8 protein-coding genes are annotated in these 12,613 nt (G+C 43.5%); 3 read left to right on the top strand and 5 right to left on the bottom strand.

Annotated features, from left to right (window positions below; all coding sequences use genetic code 11):
- Nucleotides 1-433: 433 nt before the first annotated feature.
- Nucleotides 434-1,888, top strand: a complete 1,455-nt coding sequence (locus AB4407_RS03670) for an FAD-dependent oxidoreductase (RefSeq protein WP_372118720.1) — start codon at nucleotides 434-436, stop codon at nucleotides 1,886-1,888.
- A gap of 146 nt (nucleotides 1,889-2,034) precedes the next feature.
- Here the strand turns inward: AB4407_RS03670 and AB4407_RS03665 are convergent, their stop codons facing one another.
- The 3 genes from AB4407_RS03665 to AB4407_RS03655 all read right to left on the bottom strand — a co-directional run bounded on the left by AB4407_RS03665 (nucleotide 2,035) and on the right by AB4407_RS03655 (nucleotide 4,669).
- Nucleotides 2,035-2,985 carry a biotin-dependent carboxyltransferase family protein gene (locus AB4407_RS03665; RefSeq protein ID WP_135381408.1) on the bottom strand — a complete coding sequence of 317 codons (951 nt, stop codon included), beginning with the start codon at nucleotides 2,983-2,985 and terminating at the stop codon, nucleotides 2,035-2,037.
- Nucleotides 2,978-3,745: an allophanate hydrolase subunit 1 gene (locus tag AB4407_RS03660; protein ID WP_372118717.1), complete on the bottom strand. Its 768-nt coding sequence runs from the start codon at nucleotides 3,743-3,745 to the stop codon at nucleotides 2,978-2,980. The genes AB4407_RS03665 and AB4407_RS03660 overlap by 8 nt, the downstream gene beginning before the upstream one ends.
- A gap of 180 nt (nucleotides 3,746-3,925) precedes the next feature.
- Entirely contained in the window at nucleotides 3,926-4,669 is a 744-nt protein-coding gene (locus AB4407_RS03655) for a 5-oxoprolinase subunit PxpA (protein ID WP_372087742.1), read from the bottom strand.
- A gap of 459 nt (nucleotides 4,670-5,128) precedes the next feature.
- Here AB4407_RS03655 and galE point away from each other — a divergent pair, with 459 nt between their 5' ends.
- A complete protein-coding gene (gene galE / locus AB4407_RS03650; RefSeq protein WP_372118715.1) occupies nucleotides 5,129-6,142 on the top strand; it encodes a UDP-glucose 4-epimerase GalE in 1,014 nt (337 codons plus the stop codon).
- Nucleotides 6,143-6,565: 423 nt separating this feature from the next.
- Here the strand turns inward: galE and AB4407_RS03645 are convergent, their stop codons facing one another.
- On the bottom strand, nucleotides 6,566-8,704 hold the full coding sequence (locus AB4407_RS03645; protein WP_372118713.1) for a TonB-dependent hemoglobin/transferrin/lactoferrin family receptor: 2,139 nt from the start codon (nucleotides 8,702-8,704) through the stop codon (nucleotides 6,566-6,568).
- Between the two features lie 225 nt (nucleotides 8,705-8,929).
- On the opposite strand from AB4407_RS03645, the gene AB4407_RS03640 reads away from it, so the two are divergent.
- Nucleotides 8,930-9,817, top strand: coding sequence for a LysR family transcriptional regulator (locus AB4407_RS03640; RefSeq protein WP_372118710.1), 888 nt, complete (start codon nucleotides 8,930-8,932; stop codon nucleotides 9,815-9,817).
- Here AB4407_RS03640 and AB4407_RS03635 read toward each other — a convergent pair.
- A complete protein-coding gene (locus AB4407_RS03635; RefSeq protein ID WP_372118707.1) occupies nucleotides 9,809-12,490 on the bottom strand; it encodes a GNAT family N-acetyltransferase in 2,682 nt (893 codons plus the stop codon). The two genes, AB4407_RS03640 and AB4407_RS03635, sit on opposite strands and share 9 nt — an antisense overlap.
- Nucleotides 12,491-12,613 lie beyond the last annotated feature (123 nt).

Genomic DNA, 12,613 nt, shown 5'->3' with positions numbered 1-12,613 from the left:
TTATTTAACCAATGCGTAGCACAAGTAACGAATATCGCACCTTATTCTCCACTCTTTTCAGCATTTTTTAAAACTAACCCCACAATAATGCCTACTTAATGAACAGCGGTTAGCCCCTGTAAACAAAGGGTTTGCGCAACTTAGCAAGAACGTTATCAACAGTTATCCACAAAAACGGTGGATAACTTTAGGGATAAGTTAACCTCTATGTTTTAAGAGTACCGAGGCAGCCTTTATGTGGCGTCACTTAGGACAAATATGACGGTTATAATAACCTTTAAAACTCAATCTTGAGTTATTGAGTCAAGAGATTATTTAGGTTTTTTACATAGATATTAAATACGGCCTATCTAAGACCTTGATAAAAATGTGTTTTAATTCGTAGCAGAACAAAAGTAGAATAGCGTCAGTTAATCATATTCTACAGAACACGATGAACCACAACAAAACGGATACAAATCAGCCTTCTATTGCCATTGTTGGTGGTGGTATTGCCGGAACGACGAGCGCAATTCATTTTAGTGAGTTGGGTTATAAGGTCACTATTTTGGAAAAAGGACCGAGTTTGGTTAATGGTCCACCAATTTGCCATCTGCATGCTGGTGGCAATTTGTATCGAGATATTTCTGTAGAGCAGTGTCTTCAGTTGCTCACTCAGTCAATTGATACCGTCCGCTTGTTTCCCCATACGATCAATATTCGTCCGACAATTATCGCTGTTCCACACAGTGATGGTGGAGAGCCGTTGGATCTTCTTCCGCGCCTAAAGATAATCAAGAACGCTTATGCTGATCTTGTTAGTCAAGATAAAAGCAACCAAGTGCTTGGTAATCCGGAAGAGTATTACAAGCTGTATAGTAAAGAAGAGTTACTAGCACTTGCTACTCAAACACAGCCTCTGAAACCAACATCGCTTGATGAATGGTGTATTCCTTTCGCTAAACATACGGATCTAGAAACCCTTAAGTATCCTGTTGCTATGGTTCAAGAGTATGGCTGGAGCGTATTCCGCTTATCTGCAACCGCTCAACTCTCTTTGGGGCAACAATCTAATTGCTCAGTATTAACCAACTGTCGATTACAATCTGTTGAATCGTTAGAGCAAGGCTGGTCTTTGACTTATACAGACGCTGAGAACCAAAGCTGTCACCTAACGACCGACTACTTGATTAATGCAAGTGGCTTTGAAACGGGCATCGTGGATGACTTTGTTGGTTCTAAGCAACAAAGGCTTGTTGAGTTCAAAGCCGCATACGTTACAGAGTGGCCGTATTCGCAAGAGTGTAAGGAAGAGTGGCCAGAGGTTATCTTCCATGGCCCGAGAGGCACACCGCAAGGTATGGCTCAGCTAACACCGTACGCTGATGGTGTATTCCAACTTCACGGTATGACAGAAGGGATTACTCTGTTTGAGGGTGGGCTTGTTTCATCATCAACAGATTCATCACAGCCTCAGTTGCCTTCTAAGCTTCTTAAGAAAATCGTATCAGGTTGGAGTGAAGAGCAGCTCGAATTAAGAACTCGCGCTGCGATAACGCATATGTCTCAGTTCATCCCAAGTTTTAGCTCTGCACTGGTAGGTGGTAAGCCTTTGTTCGGTGCACAGCAGATTCCGGGAACCGATCCGAGCTTAAGAGCTTCAGACGTGTCATTCTGTGGTGATCGCTATGCTCGACTTGAAGTAGTCAAAGCATCTTCAACCTTAGAGGCAGCGCAAAAGGTCGCTGAGCATTGGTTTGATGTCGCAGAGTCAGTATCGATTGAAAATACACACTCAGTGACAATGTCACTTAATCTAAAGGATATTGAGAATAAAGCGATAGATTTGACACAAGAACGCGGATACCCAGAAGCCCTTGCAAAGGTATCAGGCCAAGATCACGCTTAATACTCAGTCATAATCTACTACGCTAAACATCTTCAATTCGGCTTACTTTGACAGGTAAGCCGAACCTTCATTCAAACGCCAGCTAATATACCGAAAACCAACCGAACTACATCTCTAGGCAATTACTTTTAGCTACAGAGCAAAAACTAATAGCCGAAAAATTGAGCCCACTGGCACCACACATCTTGTAATCCTAAGCGATCCCCTTTACTAAACGAGACTTCATGTCCAGGTTTGGCTTGTGCTAAGCGCGGTAAATCGACTCTGGCGACACATCCAATCTTCGGATAGCCACCAATAGTCTGTCTGTCATTAAGCAACACAATAGGTTGCCCATCTTGGGGGATTTGAATCGCACCTAAGGCAATGCCTTCTGACAATAGCGAAATGTCAGGCGAGTCCACGGGGTCGCCACTGAGTCGATAACCCATGCGATTAGAATTTTGGTCAACATGATACTGTGCGTTATACAAAGTCGCTTTTGCTGACTCTGAGAACAGCTCGCTTTGATAGCCTTCAATCACTCGCAGGTTCACTGGTAGGTTGTAATTAGGCGTGTATCGGAAGGTGACACTCAACGCTTTAAACGGGCGAGAGAGTTGGTGTTGGGTAAAAGTAATTTGTTGCCCTTGCTGGCATGGCTGTCCATCTTGCGTTAATCCACCAATCTTTTCACGAGTCACCGTAGAACAGCTATGAAGAGTTGATGGAACATCGAAGCCACCCTTAACGGCTAAATACGCCCTTAGTCCATTTTTAGGTAAACCAAATGAGAGAACTTGCCCTGCGAAAGCTTGAAAAGTACGCCAGTTCGACTGAGGTTTGCCATCGAGCTTCGCTTGTAAATCGCCACCACATAATGCCATCTCACAATCAAAATCGATTCGTAACGCACATTGCCCAAGCGTGATTTCCAACGCAGCTTGGTTTACTGGGTTTCCGAGCAGGTGATTGGCCCAGCTATACGAGTAATCATCAACAGGGCCACCTTGTGTCAACCCAAGATGAGCGACACCAAATCGTCCGAAGTCTTGAATCAAACTCAACGGGCCGGGCTTAATGACTGTCAGCGTTGGTTTGGCTTTTGTCTTAACCATTAGCGACACCTCCACTAATATCCATAAAACTAAGCTCAACAAATTCTTGTTTTGAAATCGCGATGAAACGAACTGTGTCACCGACATTAAGCAGAGACAGCGGTCTTTGTGTGATATCAGCGTTCTTCAATTGGCTGTGATCGAACAACGGAAGCGGGCAATTGCCAATAATATTCCAGCCACCCGGTGAGTCCGAAGGATACACCGCCGTTTTCGTATCCGCGATGGCGATGCTGCCTTTCGGAACACTTAAGCGTGGGGTTGAATGACGAGGCAAAGCAAGCTCGTTGACCACATCAGACATAAACGCAAAGCCAGGCGTAAACCCAATGGCACTGACGCTGTAAGTCTGTGAGGTGTGATGTTGAATGATCTCATCTAGCGACATGCCTTTGGCTTGATATCGGTCTAAGTCGAGTGCTGTTTCTGGTGAGTAATAAGCGGGAAGCTCGATAGTGTTACGCGTTTTACTAACACTAGAGAAGGACGAAATAGCACGACTCAACAAAGAGTTGAGTTGTTCCATGAGCTGATGTTCTGAAATTCTATAAGGTAAGTAATCGACCAATATTGTTTGGTAAGCCGGCGTCACATTCATCAACACCGATGCTAAATTTTGGCGAATGGCATCGGAAAAGTGAGCCATGTACTGCGCATATTCGGCGCTAGATTGATTATTTGAAGGCGATAGCGTCAAGGTGACCAAAACGCTGCATTCCGCAACTGGCGCTATATTGAATTCAATTTGATTCGTCGTCATTTCGTTTCCATACTTTTGTTTGCTTGCCTTTTACTAGCTTATTTGCTTTTGTTTACTTATTTGGCGTGTCTCACTTCCGTGTCCAAACCAATACAAAGCAATTAGACCTTACGAGCAATTGGTTAGGTGCTCGTAAGGCGAGCGATAAGGCCATGCGCCATACCAATCACACGCTTCATATTAGTTAAAAGCGTTGAGGTCTTGTCTGATTTTTCTAATTAATGCGATGGATTGGGGGTTATCACCATGAACACAAATGGTATCGGCTTCAATAGGCAGTCTTTCACCTTCAATGGTCGTGACTGAACCGTAGTTAATGATTTGCATGACTTGGTTGTAGATGTCGTCTTGGTTGACGTAAACCGAGCCTTTTTGAGTTCGCGGCGATAACTGCCCATTATTCAAGTATGCACGGTCGGCAAACGCTTCAAACAAGAGGGGTAAGTCATGATCGTCAGCAATATCTAGATACTGTTGATTGTCTGATGAAGAGAGAATCATCAAGGGGATGTTAAATTCAGCGACGGCTTGGGCAACGGCATTGAACACATCAATGTTCGCCATCATATCGTTGTAAAGGGCACCATGAGGTTTCACATAACCAACAGAGGTGTGGTGATAGTGGCAAAGCGCTTGTAGTGCACCTACTTGATAGCACACTAGTTCACTGATTTCGTCCATGGTATGTGGAATAGAACGGCGACCAAACCCGACTAAATCTTGATAACCAGGGTGGGCACCAATTTGGGTGTGATAGTACTGCGCCAGTTTTATGGTCTTAGACATAACGTGCGGATCAGACGCGTGAAAACCACAAGCGATGTTTGCCATATCGACCCATTCCATGACCGACTCGTCATCGCCCATCTTCCAATTGCCGAAACTTTCTCCCATGTCGCAATTAAGCAAAATCTTCGTTGTCACGTGGTGCTTACCCTTTACGTTGAGGTGAGTAATGACGGTCTTATAAATACCATAAATAAACAGTGACCTAACTCAAATTTTCGACACCAAGAACTGCATTTACTATGAGGTCACGGCATGTATCAAACCCGCTAAAGAATGGATTGTGAAAAATGCTTCCTTTCATCAATGACGTATAGAAACTATGGTTAAAGATAATTGAAAAACAAGTGTTCGACAAACAGCGCTTCATCTATTTTGTTTCCGGTTTAGGGAGCAAACGTAAGGTGATGAATCATATGGCGACATTGATGTAATTCTGAAGGTTGGCGTTGAGGTGTACGTCTAAGTGAAATTCAAGGTAAAGGTCAGTTTTCGTTCTCTCGTGCGGTGTATCTGCCATAGGCGTTTGTGACTCAACACTAAGCTGTTGTATCATAAGTGATACGTTAAGTGGTTTTAATTAAAGGTCGGCTAAACATGAATGTTTTAGTTACAGGTGGCATGGGTTACATTGGTAGCCACACAAGTATCCAGATGATTAACGCAGGTATGACACCTGTACTTTTCGATAACTTGTATAACAGTAAACCAAGCGTTTTAGAACGTATCGAAAAAGTATCTGGCGTTCGTCCTGATTTCATTGAAGGTGATATTCGTGATAAAGCGCTTTTAACTGAAACCATGAAGCAACACAATATTGAAGCTGTTATTCATTTTGCGGGCCTGAAAGCGGTTGGCGAATCTGTTGCCAAACCTCTCGAATACTACGATAACAATGTAAATGGCACGTTAGTCCTTGTCGATGCAATGCGTGACGCTGACGTAAAAACATTAGTATTCAGCTCTTCAGCAACGGTTTATGGCGATCCTGCTAGTGTTCCTATCACAGAAGATTTTCCCACAAGCGCAACCAATCCTTACGGTCGTAGCAAGCTCATGGTTGAAGAGTGCTTAACTGACTTCCAAAAGGCTAACCCCGATTGGAGCATTACGTTATTACGTTACTTTAACCCCGTAGGTTCACACCCAAGTGGTGAACTCGGTGAAGACCCAAGTGGTATTCCAAACAACCTAATGCCATTTGTATCTCAAGTTGCAGTTGGCCGACGTGAATTCCTATCTGTATTTGGTAGTGATTACCCAACAAAGGATGGCACTGGTGTTCGTGATTACATCCACGTTATGGATCTGTCTGGTGGACACATTGCAGCACTTGAGAAAGTAGGGCGTAAAGACGGTCTTCACATCTATAACCTAGGTACTGGAAACGGTTCAAGTGTATTAGATATGGTTAAAGCCTTCGAGAAAGCGAGCGGCCAAGCGATACCTTATAAACTCGTTGAGCGTCGTCCAGGAGATATCGCAGAGTGTTGGGCCGACCCAGCGAAAGCTCAGAAAGAATTGGGGTGGAATGCGACACGCACACTGGCTGAAATGACTGAAGATACATGGCGCTGGCAGTCAACAAACCCTGATGGTTTCCCTGGTTGATTGAGTGATTTCATGAATAGTTAACGTACAAAAAGATGCTCTAGGGCATCTTTTTTGATCTAAATCGAATAAAAAGTGATTTGGTGGTTAAAAAGTATCATTCTGTATCGCTTGTTGTTATCATGCTCGCGAATTATATGTTTAATGTTAATTTTCTTTGGAGTTAATCATGGAACTAGGCCTAATCATCACTTTCATCATTGCTGCTGCAGTAATGGTAAAGAAAGAAATGGCAGAGAAATAATTTCACTTTACCCCTTTTTGATACAACTTTTAGTGAAATAACAAAAGCCAGCTTATAGTAAGCTGGCTTTTTAGTTTCTACAGTATTTTTTGTATGGCTTTATTCTGGAACGACCTAGATCTTTAATGACCTAGGCTTTTAATAAACTTAGCTCTACAACGAACTAGATTTCTAACCAGTTAGAACTCGTAGTTTGCAGATATACCCCAGTTACGACCCGGTTGAGACTTAATATCGGTGTTGAACTTAGAATCGTGCCCACGGCCTGACATGTCATTGTACAGCCAATATTTTTTGTCTAATGCGTTGAATAGACCCGCTCGCAAGGTTAAATCCGTGACAGGGCGGTAATAAGCAGTCAAATCAACAACTGTGTATCCAGCCACGTTTACGTTGTCATCAGAGTTCCACTCATCTTTCGCAGCAACCATCTTAACATTTAAAGCTGAACCGAAAGTCTCGCGTTCGATACCAAGACCTAGCGTACCCGTTAGTGGTGCTACTGAATCAATGGATTTACCTGTAGATTTATCTTCACCATCAGCATAAGCCACAGCTAAACGAGTGTAGGTACCAAATGGTGCGTCTAACAGGGTGTCAAGATTAATCGTTGACGAAAGCTCTGCACCATAGATTGTCACTTTATCTAAGTTCTCTTTGGTGTATACGTCTTTACCGCCTTGTTTACCCGATTTCGTCTGGTTAATGAAATCTGAGTAATCTGTGTAGAAAGTGCTTAGTTCAAAACGAGCATGTTCATTATTGCCACGAAGACCAAGTTCGTAAGAGATACTTCTTTCTGCTTTCAAGTTAGGGTTGGCTTCAATGATGGCACCTCGAGTGTAGAAGTAGTAGAGGTCGTAAACTGAAGGTGCTTTAAACCCTTGTCCAACTTGACCAAATACCGATAGGTTGTCATTGATGTGGTAAACTGAACCTAGCTTAGCTGTGATGGCGTCATCTTTATTCTTCTCATATTGAGTCTTGTAGCCTTCATCCGTTGATGGGGCAGCAACAAATGAGTCATAACGAAGACCGCCAGTTACAATCAACTTGTCTTCCATGAAAAATGCTTGGTCTTGAACAAACACACCCCATTGCATTATTTCTGCATCAGGAATACCAGTGCTACCCGGTGTAACAGTGCCTCGGTCAAACTTATGGTCGTAGTTTTCTAGTTCAAAGTCATTCTGCAGGTATGTGAAACCATATGTGAACTCGTGATCCGCACCATCAATATTCACTAGCTTAGAAAGCTGTGTATCAACTTGCATGTTGACATCAGAAGCATCACGCTCACGAAGTCGACGTCCGTTGAAGCGAGTTGTGTCGTAGTTTTTATTCAGAGTACTTGAGTCTTGGTAACTTAGAGACCAGTCTAAAGAGTCAGCAATTGAAGAGCTTAGCTTAAGCTGTTGTTCCAATGTTGCACGAAAACGTTTGTTGGTGTCTTTGTTGTAATTATCAGTATATACAAAGCCCGGCATAAGCTGATAGCCATTGTAGTTTAGCTCATCTTCATCATATTGACGTTGGTAATGCTCAACCGTAATACCAACCTTATTTGAATCTGATACATTGTAGAATGCTTTGGCTAGGATATTACTTAATTCCGTATCTGCTGGGTTCTCTGCACCACGATCTGGACCTTGAACTTCGCTTCCTGATGAATGAGTTTCTGTCTCGTGGCCTTGAGCGTATGTCGCCATAACGATCGTTTCTAACTTATCTTTACGCATCGCCCAAGAAACTGTGTTCTTGAACTGTTCATCTGCAGATGTATAGGTAGATTTGATGCCAAAACGGTTTTCATCCCCGTCAGTTCTAAGCATATCCTCTGGATTTTTAGTTCTTAGCAGTACTGCACCACCAATGGCATCTGAACCGTAAAGCGTAGAAGCAGGGCCTTTATTCACCTCTATGACACTTAATGTATCGACTTCGATCGCATTCGAATATTTACGTTGCTCAGAAGCGCCAGGGTTATATGGTGTAGGTTGTTGAACTCCATCTACCATAAGTTTAACGCGATCACCTTCAACACCGCGGATGTTAAAGCCTGAAATACCAAAACGGCCACCGCCTTGAGCTTCTACTCCTGGCGTGTATTGAAGAGCTTGCTTTATGTCGCTAGACACTTGATTATCTATGTCTTTTGCAGAGACAGACTCAATTGAGCTTGAAACGTCTTCTTTGTTTTGTTCAGTACGCGTTGCTGATACAACAACCTCGTCAAATAGGGCATAATCTTCAGCAAAGGCTGATGTTGATGAAAGCGCTAAAACGATTGAAGCAGAGAGTAGGGATTGCTTATACATCTGATAGTTACCTTAGTTCCATAATATCATCTTGATTTGCGAAAGATGATATTGGATCTAAATGATAATTACTATTATTTGCATTTAAATAATTTTCAATATTATCAACTAATTCATAATTAGCGTCATTAAGCACATGTATTAAAAAGAGTTTTTCAGTTCCATTCACCAAGTGAATGCTTCTCTTTTTTGTGATTTAGATCTCACTTACAAAGTAGGAAAGTTATGCATAGCCCAATAACACTTGAAGCCTTACACATATTAGATGCCATTGATCGTCGTGGAAGCTTCGCGGCAGCGGCTAATGAAATGGACCGAGCACCTTCTTCATTGAGTTATCAAATCCAGAAACTAGAACAAGACTTAGATATTATGATTTTTGATCGCTCAGGCCACCGTGCAAATTTCACGGAAGCGGGGCAGTTAATATTAGAGCAAGGAAGGATCATTCTTGGTGCCACTGAACAGCTCGTTAATGACGCGAGTATTCTTGCTAATGGCTGGGAGTTGGATTTAACGATTGCCTTTGATGGCATTATTCCGATTGCTAATTTCTTCCCATTGGTCGATGAACTCGGAAAAATAAGTAAAACTAGGGTTCGTTTGCAAGAAGAGATTTTGGCTGGATGTTGGGAATCACTTTCTGACGGCCGAGCTGATTTATTGGTGTGCCCAAAGGTTGACACTATCCCAAACGATATGAAAAGTGACATTATCGGTAAGATGGAAATGGTATGGGTTGCAGCATCAAACCACTACGTTCATAAGCGATCTGGTAATTTCGACCAAAAGACGAGGGAAAGTTACAGGGTTATCGCAATTGCAGATACAGCGCGTGACCAACCTGCATTAAGCATCAATATTCTAGAAAAGCAGCCACGTTTGACCGTGACAAGCTTCCCAGCCAAGGTAGAGGCTCTAACTGCAGGGTTAGGGATCGGCACCTTACCGAATAGTGTTGCTAAGCCTTTGATTGAATCTGGCGTTCTACAACAGATTTCGGGTACTGAACCACAGCCTATCGACATCGTAATGGCTTGGCGACGTAACAAAATGGGCGACGCCAAGTCTTGGTGTATTCAACATCTAAAAAAAACATGGGCGTTAAAGTAACGGTAACACCATATCTGCAGTACCGTCTTCAAAACTGATATCTAGCTCAAAGCCCAACTTTTGAGCTAGTGTCAGCATCCCTCTATTCGTTGGCATCGTCATGCCCGACATCTGCTTGGTCTGCTTTGAACGACAGTAGTCAATAACCTTAGTCATCAAAATGCGACCTAATCCGACGCCTTTCAGATCGGAACGTATCAGAATAGCGAACTCTGCATCGGTGTTCTCTGGGTTAATCAGCGCTCTCGATACGCCAATAATCGCGGGTACGCCTTGTTCCTTTCGAACGACCACAAATGCAATTTCTCTATCAAAGTCAATCTGAGTAAAGTTAGCCAACGCCTCATGATTGAATTCACCCACATCACTAAAGAAACGCTTGTAAAGGTCTTCTTTGGATACACGATGAATAAAATCAGCATGAAGCGGCTCGTCTTCAGGAAGGATCGGGCGTAACAACACCTCAGTGCCGTCCTTAAGTACGATATTCTCTTCCAATTCGACTGGATAAGGGCGAATCGCAAGACGTTCTTGAGGATCGCCTTGGTATGCTTTCAAGATGATATCGGCATCTAATATCGTGAACTTGTCTCCGTTGGCCAGTACTGGATGGATATCTAAATCATGTATTTCAGGGCAATCAACGACCATCTGCGATATACGAACCAATAATTCAGAAAGGCCCTCTATATCAATCGGGTTAGGGAGCTTTTGTAGGCGAATCTTGCCACTTTTTATCGCTCGAATGATCAAGTAACGCGCCAGTGTCATATTGAGTGGTGGAAAGGCTGCAGCAGCGTCAATGGATTCATCCCATTCAGAACCTCCTTGACCAAGTAAAATGATAGGACCAAAGGTTTCGTCCGTTGTCACTTTTACACGTAGCTCCTGCCCGCCGGCGAGTTTGGCCATTCCTTGAATTAACAAGCCATGAATATGCGCAGTAGGGAACGACAGTTGAGATCGATCGAGAATCGCCTGAGCCGCATTGGCGACTTCATTGCTGTTTCTTAAATTAAGCATGACACCTTGCACGTCCGACTTGTGTGCAATGTCTGGCGAACGTAGTTTAACTGCGACTGGGTAACCAATCGTTTCAGCAATATGTACCGCTTCACTTGGGTCAGAAGCTATCCAAGTCGGTAATACATCTAGGTTGAAGTGCTTGAAAAATTGGCTATTTTGATGCGTATCAAGGCTAACTGTATCTTTATCCAGTAGTTGTCGTTCTATCCAATTTTTTGCATCTGCTAGATCTTCAATATGGACTTTTTCTGCCGTGGTTGGCGTTTCCATTAACTGACGTTGGTTACGTCTGTACTCAACCAAGTGCATAAATGCGACCACTGAACTTTCAGGTGTTCGATAGGTTGGGAAACCCGCTTCGGTAAACAACTTTCGTGCTGGCTTTGCTGTTAGCTCACCAGACCAATTCGTTAGAATGTTAAATCGCTTGTGGCGAGGGTGCTTCTTAATCGCTTCAATAATTCGTTCAGCTGTTTTAGCTGAATGTGCGATCGCAGAAGGGCTGTGCATGATAAGAATCGCATCCGCTTCATCACCATCTAGCAAGATGTTTATCGTATCGATATAACGTTGCTCACCGGCGTCACCAACAATATCGATTGGATTACTCTGAGACCAACTCAATGGCAAAACCTTATTGAGTTTCTCTAGCGTATCTTCAGAAAACTCGGCAAGTTTACCACCACGGTCAAAAAGGGTATCCACCGCCATGATCGCTGGGCCGCCCCCATTGGTCACAATAGCCAAGCGCTCTCCACGTAGTGGTACTGAATGAGTCAGAGTCTCTACCGCTGCAAACAGTTCATGTAAGTTCTTAACTCGCAACATGCCGCTGCGTCGGATCGCTGAGTCATAGATAATATCTAACGTATCGGCACCGCCGGTATGCAGCATGGCCGCCGCCCGGCCTTTAGCGGTTCGCCCGCCTTTTAACACTAGAATTCGTCTATTGCGTGACGCAGCACGGGCAGCAGAGATAAAGCGCCTCGCATCTTTAATACTATCAACATAAAGCAATATTGCTTCGGTGTGAGAGTCGGTACTCAGATAATCCAACAGCTCCGAGAATTCTATGTCACTGCCATTACCTATCGAGATAAACGCCGAGAAGCCGATCTCTTTATCGTTCGCCCAATCTAGAATCGTTGTACACACTGCAGCGGATTGAGAAACAAAGGCGATTTTACCTGGCAGCGCCGTCACCGGAGAAAAAGAGGCATTCAAATTTAACCACGGGACAATAACTCCCAAGCTATTGGAACCAAGTACCCGAATATTGTTTGCTTTGGCGATTGCAATACATCTCTCATCAAACGTTTCACCGCTATCACTTCGCTGTTGCATGTCTGAGGAGAGCACAATAACGGAAGCGATGCCTTTCTCGGCCAACTCTTCAAAAATAGCCACATTGCGTATCGCATTAGTGCACAAAATAGCAAGGTCAGGAACGATAGGTAGCGACAAGATGTTTTTGTAAGAGAGGACGCCCGCGACAGAATCGTATTTTGGTGTTACCGGCATCACCGCACCTTTAAAATCCCCGTGCAACAGATTGTTCATGACGATATATCCTGCACGCGTTTCGCGTTGAGATGCACCAACAACAGCGATTGAACGGGGTTTAAGTAGGGGATCAAGATGATTCATAGACATATCCTAGCAATGCACGTAAGTTCATCGTAACTTACTTTTCATTCACGGGTTGATGGCAAATTCACCGAATTAAGATGAATAAGCAGACACTGCATAAAGTTTGTGAAATAGGTCACC

Origin of the sequence: Vibrio sp. 10N.261.46.E11, from assembly GCF_041472735.1 — a bacterium.
GTDB lineage: Bacteria > Pseudomonadota > Gammaproteobacteria > Enterobacterales > Vibrionaceae > Vibrio.
Note: the sequence above shows the minus strand (reverse complement) of the source record. Positions and strands in the feature narration are given on the sequence as shown.